Raw genomic sequence first — 19,691 nt, 5'->3', positions numbered from 1 at the left:
ATTTAGCAGCTTTTTTCGTCTCCATACATATGTAAAATTTCTTTCGCACGTATACGTAAACCATCTATCAATTCTATCGGTTCTAACACTTGTGCATCTTTTCCAAGCCTATAAAATAAAGGGGTAATAAAATTAATTTCACCTTTATCAATTGTTGAATGTATATATCCGGTCCCGTCCTCATTTACTACAACGAATTCTTCAAGGTAAGGCACGCTTTTACATTGGCGCACACCTTCTGTCGTTAATAAAACATGTAACTGGGTAGGAATGTTTATGACGTTAGAGCTAGAGTTAAACCATTCTTCTAAATTCATGAACGTACTTTCACTTTCTTCTGTTGATAATATAGAAAGAATACGATCAACGCGATACAGTAATACTTTTTTTCTACTGAAGTCGTAGGATGGTAAGTACCATAGCCCGTCATGAGCATATACACCGATAGGATGAACATGTTTTGTTTTTATCCCCGATTTAGATTCGTATTGAAAGTGTAAATCTTTATTTTCAATAGCCGCGGTTAACACTTCATTTAAAAGAGGTGTATCAATTGTTCTCTTCGGATTCCAGAAAGCAATATAAGAGCGTATTTTATCAACTTTCGCTTTCGCATCATGTTGTAGAGAGCTGTACAGTTTGTGTGTAACGGAATTGATTTCTGTATTAAAAGGTAAGTCTCGGTAGTAGCTTAAAGATTGAAATGCAAAAAAGATGGAGACTGCTTCTTCTTCCGTAAATAAAATAGGGGGAATGACTCTATTTGTTAATACTTTATAGCCGCCGTTACGACCTTGTTCTGCGTAAATGGGCAACCCCATATCACTCAAATCTAAAATGTATCTATGAACCGTACGAACGGAAATATTAAATTCATCAGCTATTTCTTGCGCTGTAAATGTCTTTTTTGCAGAAGCAAATATAAGAATATCTAATAAGCGTTTAGCTTTTGACAAATGTATCACCTTTTTCTTTTTAACATGACATAAATTGTCATGTTTTATTGTTAGTATATTGTTTACATCATATGTTATCAAGATGAGATGCAAGGAGGGAAAGAGATGTCACGTGAAATTGTTTTATTTATTGCGGCGAGCTTAGATGGATATATTGCCAAAGAAGATGATGATTTACAGTGGTTAATGGAAACAGAAGGAGAGGGAGATAACGGTTATACAGAAATGTATGAAACAATTGATACGATAATCATGGGAAAAAGAACGTACGATTATGTAGTAGAGCATATGGAAACATTCCCGTATGTAGATAAAAAATGTTATGTTTTCTCTAACTCAGAAAAAGGTTCAAATGAATACGTGGAGTTTGTAAGTGAAGATGTAGTGGAGTTTACAAAAAGGTTGAAAGAGCAAGAAGGATCTAAAATATGGATGGTTGGTGGAGGAAGTCTACTAAGAGAATTCTTTAAGAATAATTTAATTGATGAATATGTTGTTACGATTACACCGCATATATTAGGCTCGGGAGTTCCGTTATTTCAAGATAAGAATCCCGAAATTCATTTAACTTTAACGGATACGAAACGTTTTGGGCAATTTGTAAATTTATATTATAAAGTAAAATGATAAAGAAACACGACTACTGGTGGTAGTCGTGTTTCTTTACAGATGGTAATGAAATGATAAAGCAAGATCCGTGATCGACTTCGCTCGTTACAGTAATAGTTCCACCGTGTAATTCTACAATTTCTTTCACGATAGATAATCCTAAACCAGTTCCGCCTGTAGCTCGTGATCTCGCTTTATCAACTCGATAAAAGCGGTCGAAAATGTGAGGGAGGTCTTCAAGCGGAATACCTTCACCTTCATCTTCAATTGTAATGGAAATACTTTTATGTTCTTCAGTAACAGAAATGTGGATGAGAGAATACTCTTTTGAATGTCTATAAGCGTTATTTAAAATGTTCACCACAACTTGTTCGAAGCGTTGTTCATCTAAGTTCACTAGCAGTGTAGGAGGACAAGAGAAAGAAACTCTAATGTGTTTTTCTTTATATATGGCATTTACTTTTTCAGCTATGCGAGTCAGGAAGGTGTGTAAATATACTTCCTTTACTTGAATAGAAAAGTTATGTTGTTCCATTTGTGCAAGGGAAAACAAATCTTGAACTAAGTTTGTAATGTAATCAGATTCATCTTTTATAATAGATAAATATCGTAAACGTTGCTTGGAAGATGTGGTTTCTTTTAAAGCAATGTCAGCGTAACCTCTTACGTATGTCAAAGGTGTTCGTAATTCATGAGCAACACTTGCTAGAAATTCACTTCGCTCTGTTTTCATATAATGTAAATCATTAGCAAGTGTTTGAATTGATGAGGCTAGTTCACCAATTTCATCATTTCGAGTAGTTGTTAATGAAACGGATAAATCGCCTTTACTCATTTTTTCAGTGGCATGTTTCATGTGTAACAATGGTTTTGTTAACAACCGTGATAATAGAAAGATGGTGATGGCTGTTAATAGAAAAGTAATGATCCCAGCAATAATGAATTGTCTTGTTAGCCCATTCACCATCTTTTCAATGGATTCTGTCCCAAGAAACATGTACACATAGCCTTCATGTTTTCCATCTATTACAATGGGACTAACTGTACATATATAATTAGATGTTTTCCAATGATTCTCTATAATTGCGCCTTCATGATCTGTCCGTGTTTGCATCTTTTCAATATGTCTTTTTATAGTAGTATTTATTTCGTTGGATTTAGCTAGTACATCCTTATTTGCATTTGTAATAACAACAGTCGTTTCGGCCTCGGATTCCATTAGCGCAACATGGGAAATTGTTTGCTTATCAAAATACTTTTCAAGGACATCTCTGTGACTATTTCCGCGCTTTAATAAAGCTGTCATTTCTTCATTTACTCTATTGTTGACAAGGCTATAATAAAGCAAGACAAATAGAACACTTTCGATTAAAAGTGTAACAATTAAAAAATAAAATCCGAGCTGAATAGAAATTCGCTTCATCGTTTTGCTCCTTAATCTAAAGTATCAACCCATCGATATCCGACTCCGTACACAGTTTTTAAATGATTATCAATAGGGAAATTTACTTTTCTTAATTTATCACGCAAATTACGAATATGTGAATCGACTGTTCTATCTTCTGTATTTGTATTTAATCCCCAAATTCGTTCAATGAGCTGATCTCGGCTTAATACGTAGTTCACATGACGTAAAAATAATCCGAGTAAAGAGAATTCGATTGGAGTAAGAAAAAGTTCTTCATTATGGACAGAAACGGAGTGCTTCGCTTCATCACATATAATCCCGTGATATTGGATTTGTTTATGTTCATTTGTGCGCCTTAAAACAGCTTCAATTCTTGCGAAAAGTTCCTCCTCATGGAAAGGTTTCGTTACGTAATCATCCGCTCCGATTTTTAATCCTCGGACGAGATCTACAGTTTGATCACGAGCTGTTACCATAATGATAGGAACGTTACTAAATGAGCGGATTTTTTTGCACGTTTCCCATCCGTCCATCTTTGGCATCATAATATCGAGTAAAATAAATTTAAAGTTTTGATTTTCTATATGTGAAATCGCTTCTTCTCCGGATTGTGCACATATGCAGTTATATCCAATGGGAGTAAGATAAAGCGTTAATAATTCAAGCATTCGCGGTTCATCGTCTACGAGCAGTATATCAATCATAGAGAGCCCTCCATATATAATTTTTACTTAAATTGTAATGCAAAATCATGAAGAAATGGTGCAGATTGTAATGCGTCTGCATAATTTCTTCAGAATTGCTTGTTATTGTAAAGTTGAAATTCCATTTTAGGTAATGATATTGGCTCGAAAACGATTTATACGGAGGCGGTATAGTGAAAAAGATGACCCGAATCTTTGGGATAACAATAGTTACAGCAGTTGGTCTTGCTGCATGTGGACAAACGAACACGGATCATAAAAATCATGAATCGAAAGAAGAGAAGAAAACAGAGCAGAAGGAAATGAAAATGAATCAGGAGGTAACTGCACCGAAAGAAATGAATCAAGGTGCATCAAATGATTTATTAACGACAAGTTTAAAAAATGTAACGAGATTAAACACAAATGATCCTCTTCAAATGGCAGTATTAACTTCGCAGACGATATGGCCAGCAACACATAAAGAGAATCAGCCAGGCGCTGTTATTTTAGTACCAGTAAACGAGTGGCAATTAGGTATTGCAAGTGCAGACCTTATTCATCATCCGAATAACGGACCGATTTTATTTATAGAAAAAGAAAAGGTACCCGAGATGACGTTAAAAGAAATAAAACGGCTAAATCCGCTCGGAACGAAAGATGGAACACAAATTATGGTGATGGGGGATATAGGGGCAGCCGCACTGGAGCAATTAAAAGATTATAAAGTAAAGCAAATAAAGGAAACGGATCCAGCTATCTTTGCTAAAGATGTTGATAAAGAGTATGCGGATATAACAGGTAGTTATCCGAATAGTGTTATTATCGGTTCGTCTGAAGAAGAAGGGCGTTTATATACAACACCAGCTGTAAACTGGATTTCTCATATGCCAGAACCATTACTTTATACAGAAAAGAATAAAGTGCCAGAAGCGACGATAGAGGCATTAAAGATGCGAAAAGATAAAGCAAATATATATGTACTAGGACCAGAAAAAATCATTTCAAAAGAAGTAGAAAAAGAGTTAAGCAAATACGGGAAAGTAACGCGTATTAGTGGAGAGACTCCAGTAGAAAATTCTATTGCATTTGCAAAGTTTAAAGATGAAAAAACAAAATTTGGATGGGGGTTCACAAAACCAGGTCACGGTGTATCATTTGTTTCAAGCAAAACACCAGACTTAGCAGTTGCAGGAGCACCATTTTCACATATGGGTAAACATGCCCCCGTTATCTTATTAGAGGAAGGAAAAGCTTCACAACCAGTGTATGATTTCCTTGCTACTATTCAACCGAAGTTTAAAGATGATCCAACACTTGGTCCGTATAACCACGGCTTCTTATTAGGGAGTACGAGTGATATTTCATTTGAAACACAAGGAATATTAGATGAGAGATTAGAGATTGTGCAAGAAAGTGGTCAAGGTCACGGTGGACATTAATAAAGGGAGCAAAGGCGCTACTGAGGTAGCGTCTTTTTCTGTAGGAAACTTTTACATAGCAAAACTCTCTCTACTCGTTATATAATAGCCCTCGTGCATTCGGGTTAGATTTTCTTATGGAGAAAATTAAATGGTAAAAGAGTAGAGGAGTGGTATTTTGTTTCAGACGATAAAAAATGACTGGTTTTCCAATGTAAAAGGGGACGTGTTATCAGGAATAGTTGTTGCTTTAGCATTAATTCCTGAAGCAATTGCTTTCTCTGTTATTGCAGGCGTAGATCCGACCGTTGGGTTATACGCAGCTTTTTGTATCGCAGTTACCATTTCATTTGTTGGCGGAAGAACTGGGATGATTTCAGCTGCAACAGGTGCAATGGCATTATTAATGGTAACGCTCGTTAAGGATCACGGTTTGCAATACTTATTTGCTACAACAATATTAACGGGGATTGTCCAAATTATTTTTGGTGTGTTCAAACTGAGCTCATTTATGAAGTTTGTACCTAAATCTGTTATGAGTGGTTTTTTAAATTCACTTGGAATTTTAGTTTTTACAGCACAATTGCCGCATTTTAAAAATGCAACTTGGCAAATGTATGCACTTGTCGCATTAGGACTTGTCATTATATATGTATTTCCACGTATTACGACGGCTGTTCCGTCTACACTTATTTCCATTATTGTTGTAACAAGTATTGCAATTATGAGTGGATTACAGTTGAAAACAGTAGGGGATATGGGAAGTCTGCCGAAAGAATTACCGTTCTTTAGCATGCCTGACGTGCCTTTTACACTTGAGACATTAGGGATTATTTTACCGTACGCAGTTATGCTTGCAATTATTGGTTTACTAGAGTCATTATTAACAGCTTCAGTTTTAGATGATATGACGCATACGGAAAGTAATAAGCATAAGGAAGCACGTGGACAAGGGATTGCAAACATTGTTGCTGGTTTCTTCGGAGGAATGGCAGGATGTGCAATGATTGGACAATCTGTTATTAATATTAAATCAGGTGGACGCGGGCGATTATCGACGTTTGTAGCGGGCGGATTTTTAATCATATTACTATTTGTTTTAGGTGATTATGTCGTTCATATTCCGATGGCAGCTTTAGTTGCAGTTATGATTATGGTTTCAATTGGAACATTTGATTGGAACTCTGTAACAACGATTCATAAAGTGCCAAAAGGAAATGCATTTGTTATGATTGTAACAGTTGTGGTGGTCTTAATTACACATAATTTAGCATTAGGTGTAATTATCGGAACAGTAATTAGTGCGGTTTTATTTGCATTCAATATGGCAAAGATTCACGTGAAACATTTATATATTGAAAATAAGAAAATATACGAAATTCATGGTCAACTTTTCTTTGCATCTACGGCAGATTTTATCAATAATTTTTCATTTGAGGAAGATGTAAAAGAAATTGAGTTAAATTTTTCTCACGCACACATATGGGATGATTCAGCAGTGGCATCAATTGATAAAGTTATCATGAAGTATGAACAAAGTGGCGTGAAAGTAAGTATAACGGGATTAAATGAACGTAGTGCAAAACTTGTTACTAATTTAGCTACTTATAATAAAAGAATTGCTAGTTAGAAGCCTCCTTTTTAGGGGGCTTTATTATATAATACGAGTAGGATAACGAAAAGGGGATTCAGCATATGTATAAACAAATTATATTAGCATGTGACGGTTCTGAACATGCACTTCGAGCAGCGGAACATGCAACATATATTGCGAAATGTAGCGAAGAAGCAAATGTTGAAGTTGTGTACGTAGTAGATAATAGAACAGCAAAATCAGATATTATACAAGGTCAAACAGATTTAGAAACAATAACGGCTAGTCGAAAAGATAAATTAAAAGAGATTGAAGGTTTATTAAAGAAAGAGAACATTTCTTATAAAATTACGATATTACATGGCGATCCAGGAGATACGATTGTTCAATATGTAAATACAGGAGATATAGATCTTGTTATTGCTGGGAGTAGAGGATTAAATACACTGCAAGAGATGGTGCTTGGTAGTGTCAGTCATAAAATAGCAAAGCGTGTGAAATGTCCGGTGATGATTATCAAATAAATTGAGTGAGATATTTTGTAGTGTAAGCAAGACCTTGATATAATTCGAGGTCTTTTTTGACGTATAAAAGGCGAGAGTGTGGACATAATAGATACATAAGTTTTAGAAAATATTAACTTACAAATTTGTAAGTTTGTTGTCAGAAAAATCGATGTTATGAAATTTATTCCATTGGTAAAATAAACATATCGAAGGGGAGATAGGGAGGATGAAAAAGATGAAAGCACTTCAAAATTTATCATATAGCCAAGGTGTCGGTCTTATTTGTTTAGGAGGATTTGCTGCATCTGTTACGTTAGCTGTTGTAATAAAGATAATTCATCAAATCTTTTAATTTTAGAGTAGGGAAGGAATTGGTTGTTATAAATAGTAAGAGAAGGATTGTAAATAAAAAATAGCTCCTGGCATGTATGTGGATGCTGGGAGCTATTTTTATGATTATTTTTCTACTTCTGGCTTCTCACTTGTTACAGTAACGTCTTTCCAATGTGAAGTTATTTGATTCACTTCAGTGTTGACATCATAATTTTTTACGCGCTTATTAACACCTGTTAAATCGAATGTGTAATGAATTGGAATCATCGGTGCTTCGTCATGAATTAATTTTTGCCATTTATCATATACTTCTTTACGATATTTTTCATCAGTAGCTTTTTCTGATAATCCAGCGTCTAATAATTTAGTATTTTCATCATTTACCCAGCGTTGATAGTTAAATCCAGCATTTTTACCCCATAGACCAGAAAGATCAGGGTCAGAACCAGTGTTCCAGGCACCAGAGAAAATATCAACCTTTGGATCATCTTTTTTAATCATTTCACGCATAGCATTAAATTCATGTAAGCGTCCATCAACAAGTTCTACTTTTAAGCCGATATCTTTCCAAGATTGAATATAGAATTTTGCAAGTGGTTCACTTGTTTCACTGCCGTTACTAGCTAGGAAGTTAATTTTAAATTCATTACCTTTTGGATCTTCACGGAATCCATCACCATTTTTATCTTTATAGCCAGCTTCATCTAATAGTTTTTTCGCTTTATCTACATCTAAGTTATATGCGCCAACATTGTTATTATGGTACTTTGGCATAGATGGTGGAATTGGAGAGTTAGCTGGAACACGAAGTCCGTGATATACTTTTTCTCCTAATTTTTCTCTATCAATTGCATAAGCCATCGCTTGACGTAAACGAACGTCTTTGAACTTATCGTTATCCATTACAGCTTCATTCTTTGCTTTGTCCATATGTCCGAACTTAAATCCGATATAAGTATAAGCAAGATCAGTTTTACCAATTAGTTGTGTATTTTTTAATTTACTTACGTTCGGATATTGATCAGCAGTAATTGCTGCAATATCAATATCACCTTTTTTCAGAGATGCACTAACAATAGATGGATTTACAACTTTTAATGTTACATTTTTTAGTTTAGGTTTGCCACCCCAATAATCATCGAAGCGCTCATACTCAACTGATTCACCAGGGACGATTTTCTTCACTTTAAATGGTCCGAATCCAATTGGATTTTGACGGATCTTATCAGATTCAGCCAGTTTTTCAATTGGTACATCACCTAAATATTTTTTAGGTGTAGGATATGTCCAAATACCAGTTTTCAGTGAAGGGTTTACTTCTTTATAAGTAATGGAAATTGTTTTTGGATCGACTACTTTAATACCAGAAATTTTGTCAGCTTTTCCAGCGTGATATTCTTCCATACCTTCAATCATTTGCATTTGTGTATCGTAACGAATACCTGTATATTTGCTATTCCCAATAATCAAGTAAGAATATTCTAAATCCTCAGCTGTTACAGGGTTACCATCGTGCCATTTTACATTATCTTTAATCTTAATTGTAATTGTTTTTTTATCTTCAGAAATTGTATAAGTTGCAGCACCATCATTTGTAATTTCCCAGTTTTTATCTGTAGCTAATAATTGTTCATCAAAGAAATCCATAATTTCTGAATCTGGAGCAACTTCATACAATACTCTACTTAAAACACCAGCGAAAGGTGAATTTGAAACGAGTCCATATGTTAATGATCCGTCTTTAATCTCTTTGCTATCATTTTTTACAGCAGCACTAAATTTATTTGTTTCTACTTTTTTCGTATTTGCTTTTTTGCTACCGCTATCAGCACCCCCACATGCAGATAGTAATAATGTTGAAGCAGCAAGTGTACTTAATACTTTGTACAGTTTTGGTTTGTTCATAACTTCTCCACCCCTTATCCTTTTCTTTGTCTCGCATCAGCCGCACGTTTTAACGCTTGACCAATAAAATTTATACACAGCATCAACACTAAAATCATGATTGATGCGGGTAACCAAATCCACCATTTTTCTTGCAATACATCTGGGTTTGTTGCATAACTTACAAGTGTACCAAGACTCGGTGTACTTTCTGGTAGACCAAAACCTAAGTAAGTCAAACTAGATTCAATCCCGATGTTACCAGCAAGATTTAATGTAATATTTACGATAATAATAGAGCTCAAATTAGGTAATATTTGCTGAAAGATAATCTTCCAATTTGGTGTTCCTAAAGTTTTTGATGCAGATACGTAATCAAGTTCTTTCTCAGTTAATACTTTAGAGCGTATAAGCCTTGCTTTTCCGACCCATAAGAAAGCCGTCATTATGAGAATAAATGTAGTAATATTGAAAGTTGGAACAAGTGAGATAAATACGATAACAATCATTAAGAATGGTAAAATCATCATAAAGTCGATAAAACGCATGATGATGTTATCAACAACTCCTCCAAAATAGCCAGCAATTAGTCCCATAGTAAGACCGATAAGGGTTGATAAAAGAGTAATGGCTAAACCAACTGTAAAGGAATTACGTGTACCAATAATTAATTGTCCGAAAATATCACGGCCACCATAATCAGTTCCTAGCCAATGTTCAGCTGAAGGAGGATCATAAATGGCGAACAGATCAACTCGAACGATATCTTCTTGTTTCATAATAAATGAAGTTGCGTAAACGGCTATTAATATTAAAGCTAAAAAGAATAGGGAAAACATTGCTAGTTTATCTTTACGAAATTCTCGCCACATAATGGAGAAACCAGAAGGGCTCTTTTCGTAATGAATGACCTCAGTTTGTTTTTCAGGATTTGCTAACATAACGTTTCTTCACCTCCATTAATCAATACGAATACGTGGATCAACGATGCTTAGAATAATATCGGAAAGAAGAGTCCCGAGTAGCGTTGCGAATCCAGTAAATAATACAAGAGCAGTTACGACACTGAAATCACGTTGAGTAATAGATTGGAAAAATAGTTGTCCAATTCCTGGGTAGCCGAAAATATTTTCTAGAATAATAGAGCCACCAACTAAACCTGTAATTTCATATCCTAAAAATGCTGCAATTGGTAAAAATGAATTTCGTAAAATATGTCTGGAATATACTTTAGATTCTGGTACACCTTTTGCTTTTACTGTGCGTACAAAATCTTTATGTTTCGTATCAATAATTTCACTTCGTAAATATTGTACAGTTCCTACAGTGCCAATTAATGCCCCAGATAAAGCTGGTAAAATCATATGATTTAATTTACTTAAATAATAATCAAATGATCCGGCTGCCACTTGTGGATCAACGCTACCACTTGTAGGGAAGATCGGGTATAAAAAGCCGAATAAGAATAACATTACTAATCCGAAAATAAATAGGGGTGTACCAAATCCTAAAAAGTTATAGAGTGTAATGAGTCGATCAGCCCACGTATCATTCCAACGCCCACTTATAACGCCAAGTGGAATGGCGATTAAATAAGTAAGAATAAGAATTAGAAGAGCTAACAGCACTGTATTACCAAGGCGTTCCCCAATAATATCTGTTACTTGTATTTTATGTGCGTAAGAAATACCGAAATCCCCTTGTACGGCATTTGAAATCCACCTTACATATTGTGTGGGAATAGGATCATTTAACCCAAGTTTCTCACGTTGTTCTTCAATTACTTTTGGATCGGCTTTTGGGTTTGCTAGTTCAGCGCCACTTAATGCATCACCTGGCATTGCTTTAGCAAGTGTAAAGACGAGTACACTTAATACGAATAATTGCGGTATCATAACTAAAATCCGGCGTAATATAAATTTCCACATGTTTTATCACTCCCTTATGGTAATGCCACCCGGTGAGTTGGCGAGATTGGTTTTAAATCGTAAGCACGTCCATTTTCATTGAAATAATTTTCGTATGATTTTTCGTACTCAGCGCTTACTTCACGACGCAATTTACGCTGTTGTTCGCGGTGTTCTGGCCTAATATCAGGAATAGCTGATATTAGGCGCTTCGTATAGATGTGCTGTGGGTTATTATAAATTTCAGCACTAGTTGCTTCTTCCACAATGCGTCCGCGATACATAACACCTATACGGTCACACATATGGCGAATTACACCTAAATCATGACTAATAAATAAGTATGTTAGTCCGAGTTCGGATTGCAAATCTTGTAAGAAGTTTAAAACTTGCGCTTGTACAGAAACATCCAGTGCAGATACAGGTTCATCTGCGATAATAAGCTTCGGTTTTAGTGTAAGTGCGCGTGCAATACCAATCCGCTGTCTTTGTCCACCGGAAAATTCATGTGGGTATTTATAAATAGACTCAGGATTTAGACCAACTTTATCAAGATAATCTTGAACAGCTCTACGCTCTTCATCAGGTGAGAGTTTCTCAAAATTTCGAAGTGGTTCAGCGATAATATCCATAACACGTTTCTTCGGGTTTAAGGATGAATAAGGATCTTGAAAAATCATCTGAATATCTTTTCGTTGTTCCCTTAGTTCTGAGCGACTTAATTTTGTTAAATCTCTATTATTAAAATGAATGCTACCGCCTGTCGCTTTCGTTAAGTGCATAATTGCTTTTCCAGTTGTTGATTTACCGCTCCCAGATTCCCCAACGATTCCGTAAGTTTCGCCAGGTTGTAGTTCGAAGCTTACGCCATCAACAGCACGAACGTAATCTAAGGTACGACCGAAAACACCACCTTTAATTGGAAAGTGTACTTTTAAATCTTCTACTTTAAGCAGTGCCATGAGTTACGTCATCTCCTTTCTTATCTTGGAAGTTAAAATGCTTGTAGCAAGTGCAACGTACCCAATGGTCTGGTTTTACTTCATGTAAAACGGGATTTTCTTCATGTTGATCAGGTCTAATCCACGGAATTCGTGCCTGGAATCGACAGCCTGTACGAGGTAACTTAGCTAATGTCGGTACAACGCCTTGAATAACATGTAATTTTTCCTTTTCAGCATATGCAGATGGAATGGAGTTTAATAGAGAACGAGTATATGGGTGAAGAGGGTTATTAAAAATCTCTTCAACTTTTCCTGTTTCTACAACTTGTCCAGCGTACATAACGACGATACGATCGGCTGTTTCTGCGACAACACTTAAATCATGAGTAATTAAAATGATGCCCATTTTCGTTTGTTCTTGAATAGATTTTAGTAAGTCTAAAATTTGTGCTTGGATGGTTACATCAAGAGCCGTTGTTGGCTCATCTGCAATAATAAGTGCTGGGTTACAAGCAATTGCAATTGCGATAACAATTCTTTGTCTCATTCCGCCAGATAATTCGTGTGGGTATTGTTTATATGTAAGTTCTGGTTTTGGAATACCAACTTGATGAAGTAGTTCTAAGGTGCGTTCTTTCTTCTCAACTTTTGAAAGGCTTGTGTGGTAGTCTAAGTTTTCTTCAATTTGTTTTCCAACTGTCATAAGAGGATCGAGTGCTGTAAGAGGTTCTTGGAAAATCATACCGATATTTGATCCGCGTACTTTATTCATCTCTGCGGCTGACATCGTTAGTAAATCCTTATCTCTATAGTTAAGCTGCCCTTGTAATTTTGTATTTGCTTCATTATGCAGTCGCATAATGGAAAGGGCAAGTGCACTTTTTCCGCAACCAGATTCACCAACTATCGCGACAATTTCATTTTCATGGACAGTTAACGAAACATCATCTACTGCTGCATGATATTGATCTTGTATGCGAAAGGAAGTCTGTAAGTTCTCAATGCGAAGAAGTGGATTCTTCATGGCTATCCCTCCATCTTTCTGAAAAGACTAAATATTTTGTATGTTGTTGTTATTTTAATATAAATTGACAATGTTTGACAAGAGAAAGTTGAGAAAATATTCAAAAATCTTTTTATATAGAGATTGGATGCATGTATATAAGTAGTTGGAGTGTTTTGAAAACGCTAACATGTATAAGAGAGGGAAATAAATCTTTTGTAAGAAAAAAGTATTATATGTAGAAAAAAGAGAGATGTTCTGTAAAGAACAGTCTCTCTTTTTTTGGTAAGAATAATATTAGTGCTTAAGCTTGCTTTTGTTTTATTGACCCTGTATTTAAAGTAAGAGCAAGGAAGAACATTGCAAGTACACAAGATGCAAGTAATAAGATGAATCCGCCATCCCACCCAAATGCATCGACGATAAAGCCCATAGCAGCACTAGCGAAAGCTGCTCCGCCTAAGTAACCGAAGAAGCCAGTTAAGCCCGCTGCAGTTCCAGCAGCTTTCTTTGGTGCTAAGTCAAGAGCGTGTAGACCAATTAACATAACCGGTCCGTAAATTAAAAATCCAATTGCGACAAGTGCGATACTATCAACCATTGGATTACCAGGAGGGTTTAGCCAGTAAACAAGAACGGCGATAAATACACCAACCATAAATAAAATACCAGCAGGTGCGCGGCGTCCTTTGAATAGTTTATCACTCATCCAGCCGCAAAGAAGTGTACCTGGAATACCAGCCCATTCATATAGAGCGTAAGCTGTACGTGAACTACTATGAGTAAAGCTTTTTTCTTCTACTAAATAAGTAGGAGCCCAGTCTACAACACCGTAACGTACGAAATATACGAAAACGTTCGCAATCGCGATGTACCATAAAAATTTATTGTTTAGTACGTATGTAAATAAAATTTCTTTTACCGAAAGTTCGCGTTCGCGATCTTGTACTTTTTCATCTGGTGGATATTCTCCAGTATGTTCTTCAATAGAAGGTAATCCACAAGATTGAGGTGTATCTCTCATCGTAATTAATACATAAATACCAACTAAAATTGAAAGAATACCTGGGAAGTAAAAAATACTTTTCCAATCATTTGCAAAGAAATATAACCCTAATGTTACAAGGGAAGGCATAAGTGCGCCACCGACATTATGAGCGACGTTCCAAATAGACATTTTTGTACCACGTTCACTAATAGAGAACCAGTGAACCATTGTACGACCACAAGGAGGCCATCCCATCCCTTGTACCCATCCATTTAAAAACTGAAGTACAAACATAAGTATAATGCTCGTTGTAATGAAAGAAAATGAGCCGAAAACAATATTAATGATACCTGATAAAAATAGCCCAGCTGCTAAAAAGTAGCGAGGATTACAACGATCGGATACGATACCCATAAGAAATTTACTTAATCCGTAAGCGATAGAAACTGCTGAAAGGATAACCCCAAGCTCCCCTTTACTAAAGCCTTGTTCAATTAAGTATGGCATTGCTAGTGAAAAGTTTTTTCGAACAAAGTAATAACCTGCATAGCCGATGAAGATACCTAAAAATACTTGTAAACGTAATTTACGGTATTCACTATCAACGCGATCAGCTGGTAAGCGTTCCACGTGGGGCGCAGGTTTAAAGAATTGTGTGAAAAACATAAAATGAAAATCCTCCCCAATTTAATTCGAAGTGTTGTAAGTCAGAGAGAATATAAAAAGGCCATGAAATATAAAAAAGTTTCCTTTTTTATGATTCATAGCCGTGTACTCCGATTCTCCGTGACTGTCAATATTAACTTCGACGAAAATTATACAACTTTGTGACAAAAATGTAAACGTTTTTATAAATAAAAAGTGTTGACGGATTTTGTTCGCGGTATTAATATTTAAATACATTAAATATTTTGGTGCTTAAATAAGAGGTGGATAACATGCCAAATGATATGACGCATATCGATAAAATTCAAGCTCTTGCTTTTTCGATTGGAAAGAAAATGCAGACAGAGTTATTAGAACAAATGCAAGCAACAGGACTTACACCACCGCAGTTTTATATTTTAAAGATTTTAGATCATTATGGAGCTTCAAGGGCGACAAAATTAGCAAAAAAAATGTATGTAAAGCCTAGTGCAATTACAGTGATGATCGATCGCTTAATTGACCAAGAGCTTGTCGAGCGTTATCACGATAAAGATGACCGTCGTGTTGTCGTCATTGAGTTAACAAAAAAGGGGAAAGCTAGGGTAGAAGAGGCGATGACTGCTCGTAATGAGCACATTGCAAAATATTTCTCACATTTAGAGTTGCAAGAAAGAGAAGATTTGTTACGCCTTTTTGAGAAGTTAGAAACTATTATTTGCGGGACACAAGAGGAAAAAGAGAAAAACTAAGAGGAATTGAGGAGATTACATGGAGCAACAAGAAAATATAAATAGAAAGTTGTTGTTAGTCGGTTTAGTAATTGCGATGCTATTTGCTGCCTTAGATGGAACAATCGTTGGTACAGCAATGCCACGTATCGTTGGTGAACTAGGCGGATTAAGCTTAATGACGTGGTTAACAACAGCTTATATGTTAACATCAACAACAGTTGTACCAATTGCAGGTAAATTAGCGGATTTACTTGGACGTCGTAACGTATATATAACAGGGCTAGTTATCTTTATGGTTGGCTCAGCATTATGTGGTATGGCAAATGGTATGACAGAATTAATTATTTTCCGTGGTATTCAAGGTCTTGGTGGCGGTATTATGATGCCAATGGCTATGATTATTATCGGAGATATGTTCACGGGAAAAGAACGTGCGAAATGGCAAGGTATTTTTGGTGCGTTATACGGTCTTGCTTCTGTAATTGGACCACAAGTGGGTGGTTGGATTGTAGATGCAGTGAACTGGAGATGGGTATTCTACATTAACTTGCCAGTTGGTATTTTAGCAACAATCTTTATTGCAATGGGATTAAAATCACATAAACAAACAGGACCAATTAAAATTGATATCGCTGGAATCTTTACGATGATTCTCGGTGTTGTCAGTTTATTACTTGCATTAACGTTTGGTGGAAAAGATTACGCATGGGATTCTTGGCAAATTATCGGGTTATTTGCATTAGCTTTAATTGGTATCGTTAGCTTTGTTATCGTTGAAACGAAAGCGGAAGAACCAATTTTACCGATGCATTTCTTTAAAAATCGTACATTTACATTACTAAATGCGATTGGATTTTTTATGAGTATTGGAATGTTCGGTGCGATTATGTTCGTACCATTCTTCATGCAAGGAATTGTAGGAGTAAGTGCTGCTGAATCAGGAACAATTATGACGCCAATGATGATTACAATGATTGTGATGAGTATTATTGGCGGGCAACTTGTATTAAAAGTTGGTGTAAAACCACAAATTATTACAGGAATGCTTATAATGGCTGGAGGATTCTGGTTATTAACAACGATGGATATGCACACAACTAAATTGACTGCTACTTCTTATATGATGGTTATCGGTTTAGGAATGGGTCTTGTAATGCCGACATTAACATTAGCGTTACAAGAAAGCTTCCCGAAAAAAGATCTTGGTGTCGTAACATCATCAAGTCAGTTCTTCCGTCAAATCGGCGGAACATTTGGTATTACAATTTTAGGATCAATCATGAATAACACTTCAGGTACAACATTAACAAAGAATTTAGTACCTGTATTAGATACATTCCCGAAAGAAGCGGGACAAATGGTAACGAAATTTAAAGATATGATTCATACAGATCCACAAGGTTTATATTCAATGTTATTTAGTCCAGAGGCATTAAAACAAATGCCAGAAGCGTTCGCTAACAGCATTGTACCGATTTTGAAAAACTCTTTAGTAGACTCACTTCATACTGTATTCTTAACAGGATTAGTATTTATCGTAGTAGGCGCTATCTTTACAATTTTCTTACAGAAGATTAAACTGTCAGATCGTAAAAAAGATGCTAAAGAGCCAGCTACAGAAGAAAAAGAACAAACTGTATCATATTCGTAATGAAAAAGCATCGCCTTATGGCGGTGCTTTTTTGAGTATAACCTTAAAAGCCTTTTCGTGAGAAATGATTGACGTATTTCTAGAAATACGTTATATTATTTTCTGTAAACGGTTACATGAAATGGAGAGGGAAAAGAATGAGTACGATTAAAGACGTTGCGAAATTAGCGGGAGTATCTGTTGCGACCGTTTCCAGAGTGTTAAATAAAAATGGATATGTTCATGAAGATACATTAAAGAAAGTAGAACGAGCGATTGAGATGCTAGATTATAAACCTAGTACAGTAGCACGCTCACTATATAATAAGAAATCTCGTTTAATTGGCTTAGTTGTTCCAAATATCGTGAATCCATTCTTTCCAGAAGTTGCACGTGCCGTAGAAGATGTAGCTCATAAGCAGGGATATACGGTTGTACTTTGTAACTCTGATGAAAATTTAGAGAAAGAAAAGCAATATATTGATGTACTTAGGCAAAATAATGTGGACGGATTTATTGTAGCAACAAATCCACAAAATAGTGTTAATTACATGAATTTGTCAGTACCAGTCGTTGCAATTGACCGTATGTTTAATGAGCGTATACCTGCTGTGTATGCAGATAACTATGCGGGAAGTCAGGCAGCGACAAAGCTATTAATAGATAAAGGCTGTAAACATATTGCGCATATTCGTGGACCGCGTGACGTAAGCACAGCGAATGAACGTTTTGAAGGCTTTGTAGACGTTATTACACAAAATAATCTTTCTTATATGATTGCAGAGAGTACATTTGATCCAGCTAATAGTGAGCGTGTAGCAGTGGAACTATTAGAAGAATATCCGCATATTGATGGTATTGTTGCTGGGAATGATTTAATTGCAATAGGTATCGTCAAGGCTGCGCTTCAAAAGGGGATTTCTATTCCGGATGATTTACAAATTATCGGATTCGATGGAGTTTCTTTAACAGAGATGATGTATCCATCTATTACAACTGTTGCACAGCCAATTTACGAAATGGGGAAAATTGCAACAGAACTACTGTTAGATCAGATGGAAGGAAACGTATTAGAAGAGAAACATTATCGTTTACCGATTGAAATTATAGAACGAAATACAACGAAGTAAGGAGATGAAATAGATGCCAAATATTGCAGTAGTAGGTAGTATTTCAATGGACTTAGTGGCCGTTTCAAAAAAACGTCCGAAAGCAGGGGAAACAGTAATTGGTGAAGCATTTCATACAATTCCAGGAGGGAAAGGAGCTAACCAGGCGGTTGCTGCAGCGAGATTAGGCGCAAATGTAGCGATGGTTGGAGCGGTAGGAGACGATAATTATGGAACGGTAGTTAGAAAAAATTTAGAGAACGAACGCGTTTTTATCGACTATGTGGTACCGGTTACAGATACGGCGACAGGAATTGCTCATATCGTTTTAGCAGAAGAGGATAACAGTATTGTTGTCTTGCAAGGAGCGAATGCTCTTGTCAATGAGTCGGTTGTAAATCGTTCAAAAGATCTTCTTACAAAAGCAGATATGGTTGTGCTTCAACTAGAGATTCCACTTGAAACAGTAAAATATGTATTGGCTATTTGTGAGGAACACAAAATCCCGGTTATGTTAAACCCAGCGCCAGCACAAGTGTTATCAGAAGATATTTTAGAAAAGGCAACTTATATTACGCCAAATGAACATGAGTGCCGCATTGTATTAGATGATTTCACATCACCAATTGAAGAGTTACTGGCTAAATATCCAAACAAACTATTGATGACAGAAGGTTCTAACGGTGTACGTTTCCATAATGGTACGGAGATTGTACATGTTCCTAGCATTGCTGTTGATGTAGTAGATACGACTGGAGCTGGTGATACATTTAATGGTGCATTAGCAGTTGCGCTTTCTGAAGGAGAAACACTTCAAAAAGCAATTCGTTTTGCGAATATTGCTGGTGGTCTTTCTGTAACGAAACTTGGGGCGCAAGGCGGTATGCCAACGAGAGATAAAGTACGTGAAGTGCAGGTGATTGTCGGATGAAAAAGCACGGCGTATTAAACAGTGAGATTGCATCAATCCTTGCTTCACTTGGGCATACGGATACGATTGTAATTGCTGATTGCGGTTTACCAATTCCTGACGGAGTAAAAAGAATTGATTTAGCTGTTGAAATTGGAAAACCTAGCTTTTTAGATGTATTGCAAGTGGTAGCGGATGATATGGCAATTGAAAAAGTGACGTTAGCAGAAGAGGTTATTAACAATAATGCGGAAATAAATAAAGAGATTGAGCTGAAATTAGTAGAGCCAGCGCTTGAATATGTATCTCATGAACAATTTAAAGAGCATACGAAAAAAGCGAAAGCTATTATTCGTACAGGCGAGGCTACGCCTTATGCCAATGTAATTTTACATGCAGGCGTGATTTTTTAATAAAGGGAAGTGAT

Annotated in this window: 19 protein-coding genes; 10 read left to right on the top strand and 9 right to left on the bottom strand. The window is 36.1% G+C overall.

From position 1 onward, the window contains the following. Positions 1–2: 2 nt before the first annotated feature. Positions 3–956, bottom strand: coding sequence for a helix-turn-helix transcriptional regulator (locus tag LMD38_RS22825; RefSeq protein WP_016716459.1), 954 nt, complete (start codon positions 954–956; stop codon positions 3–5). Positions 957–1,061: 105 nt separating this feature from the next. Here LMD38_RS22825 and LMD38_RS22820 point away from each other — a divergent pair, with 105 nt between their 5' ends. Beyond that, the gene (locus LMD38_RS22820; protein WP_062821486.1) at positions 1,062–1,583 is read left to right on the top strand and encodes a dihydrofolate reductase family protein; all 522 of its coding nucleotides are present in this window, start codon (positions 1,062–1,064) and stop codon (positions 1,581–1,583) included. Positions 1,584–1,596: 13 nt separating this feature from the next. Here LMD38_RS22820 and LMD38_RS22815 read toward each other — a convergent pair whose 3' ends face one another. Beyond that, positions 1,597–2,988 carry a sensor histidine kinase gene (locus tag LMD38_RS22815; RefSeq protein WP_062821487.1) on the bottom strand — a complete coding sequence of 464 codons (1,392 nt, stop codon included), beginning with the start codon at positions 2,986–2,988 and terminating at the stop codon, positions 1,597–1,599. Positions 2,989–2,999: 11 nt separating this feature from the next. Continuing rightward, positions 3,000–3,677, bottom strand: a complete 678-nt coding sequence (locus tag LMD38_RS22810) for a response regulator transcription factor (RefSeq protein WP_228919985.1) — start codon at positions 3,675–3,677, stop codon at positions 3,000–3,002. Positions 3,678–3,850: 173 nt separating this feature from the next. Here LMD38_RS22810 and LMD38_RS22805 point away from each other — a divergent pair, with 173 nt between their 5' ends. From LMD38_RS22805 to LMD38_RS22790, 4 genes are all read left to right on the top strand, one after another. Next, on the top strand, positions 3,851–5,098 hold the full coding sequence (locus LMD38_RS22805; protein WP_062821488.1) for a cell wall-binding repeat-containing protein: 1,248 nt from the start codon (positions 3,851–3,853) through the stop codon (positions 5,096–5,098). Positions 5,099–5,255: 157 nt separating this feature from the next. Next, positions 5,256–6,707, top strand: a complete 1,452-nt coding sequence (locus LMD38_RS22800) for a SulP family inorganic anion transporter (RefSeq protein WP_016716462.1) — start codon at positions 5,256–5,258, stop codon at positions 6,705–6,707. A 65-nt stretch (positions 6,708–6,772) separates the two neighbouring features. Then, a complete protein-coding gene (locus LMD38_RS22795; protein WP_000277994.1) occupies positions 6,773–7,195 on the top strand; it encodes a universal stress protein in 423 nt (140 codons plus the stop codon). Between the two features lie 208 nt (positions 7,196–7,403). Next, a complete protein-coding gene (locus LMD38_RS22790) occupies positions 7,404–7,529 on the top strand; it encodes a DUF4027 family protein (protein WP_000738298.1) in 126 nt (41 codons plus the stop codon). A gap of 104 nt (positions 7,530–7,633) precedes the next feature. Here LMD38_RS22790 and opp4A read toward each other — a convergent pair whose 3' ends face one another. The 6 genes from opp4A to glpT all read right to left on the bottom strand — a co-directional run bounded on the left by opp4A (position 7,634) and on the right by glpT (position 14,902). Next, positions 7,634–9,415 (bottom strand): oligopeptide ABC transporter substrate-binding protein, encoded by a 1,782-nt coding sequence (opp4A, locus tag LMD38_RS22785; protein WP_062821489.1) that lies wholly within the window; start codon positions 9,413–9,415, stop codon positions 7,634–7,636. 14 nt (positions 9,416–9,429) lie between these two features. Continuing rightward, positions 9,430–10,335 carry an ABC transporter permease gene (locus LMD38_RS22780; protein WP_000880731.1) on the bottom strand — a complete coding sequence of 302 codons (906 nt, stop codon included), beginning with the start codon at positions 10,333–10,335 and terminating at the stop codon, positions 9,430–9,432. 18 nt (positions 10,336–10,353) lie between these two features. Further along, a complete protein-coding gene (gene opp4B, locus LMD38_RS22775; protein WP_000265445.1) occupies positions 10,354–11,322 on the bottom strand; it encodes an oligopeptide ABC transporter permease in 969 nt (322 codons plus the stop codon). A gap of 14 nt (positions 11,323–11,336) precedes the next feature. Beyond that, the gene (locus LMD38_RS22770; RefSeq protein WP_016716464.1) at positions 11,337–12,263 is read right to left on the bottom strand and encodes an ABC transporter ATP-binding protein; all 927 of its coding nucleotides are present in this window, start codon (positions 12,261–12,263) and stop codon (positions 11,337–11,339) included. Continuing rightward, positions 12,250–13,269 (bottom strand): ABC transporter ATP-binding protein, encoded by a 1,020-nt coding sequence (locus LMD38_RS22765; protein ID WP_000795378.1) that lies wholly within the window; start codon positions 13,267–13,269, stop codon positions 12,250–12,252. The genes LMD38_RS22770 and LMD38_RS22765 overlap by 14 nt, the downstream gene beginning before the upstream one ends. 283 nt (positions 13,270–13,552) lie before the next feature. Next, positions 13,553–14,902 carry a glycerol-3-phosphate transporter gene (gene glpT, locus LMD38_RS22760; protein ID WP_016716465.1) on the bottom strand — a complete coding sequence of 450 codons (1,350 nt, stop codon included), beginning with the start codon at positions 14,900–14,902 and terminating at the stop codon, positions 13,553–13,555. 272 nt (positions 14,903–15,174) lie between these two features. Here glpT and LMD38_RS22755 point away from each other — a divergent pair, with 272 nt between their 5' ends. The 5 genes from LMD38_RS22755 (at position 15,175) to rbsD (ending at position 19,677) form a co-directional block, all read left to right on the top strand. Then, positions 15,175–15,633: a MarR family winged helix-turn-helix transcriptional regulator gene (locus tag LMD38_RS22755; protein ID WP_016716466.1), complete on the top strand. Its 459-nt coding sequence runs from the start codon at positions 15,175–15,177 to the stop codon at positions 15,631–15,633. 19 nt (positions 15,634–15,652) lie between these two features. After that, positions 15,653–17,266 (top strand): MDR family MFS transporter, encoded by a 1,614-nt coding sequence (locus LMD38_RS22750; RefSeq protein ID WP_061183806.1) that lies wholly within the window; start codon positions 15,653–15,655, stop codon positions 17,264–17,266. 137 nt (positions 17,267–17,403) lie between these two features. Beyond that, positions 17,404–18,375, top strand: coding sequence for a ribose operon transcriptional repressor RbsR (gene rbsR, locus LMD38_RS22745; RefSeq protein WP_062821490.1), 972 nt, complete (start codon positions 17,404–17,406; stop codon positions 18,373–18,375). A gap of 13 nt (positions 18,376–18,388) precedes the next feature. Further along, complete coding sequence (gene rbsK, locus LMD38_RS22740) at positions 18,389–19,285, top strand: ribokinase (RefSeq protein WP_227585417.1); 897 nt, start codon at positions 18,389–18,391, stop codon at positions 19,283–19,285. After that, positions 19,282–19,677: a D-ribose pyranase gene (gene rbsD, locus LMD38_RS22735; protein ID WP_000716156.1), complete on the top strand. Its 396-nt coding sequence runs from the start codon at positions 19,282–19,284 to the stop codon at positions 19,675–19,677. Before rbsK ends, rbsD begins: the two co-directional genes overlap by 4 nt. Positions 19,678–19,691 lie beyond the last annotated feature (14 nt).

Origin of the sequence: Bacillus pacificus (assembly GCF_020861345.1) — a bacterium.
GTDB lineage: Bacteria > Bacillota > Bacilli > Bacillales > Bacillaceae_G > Bacillus_A > Bacillus_A pacificus.
Note: the sequence above shows the minus strand (reverse complement) of the source record. Positions and strands in the feature narration are given on the sequence as shown.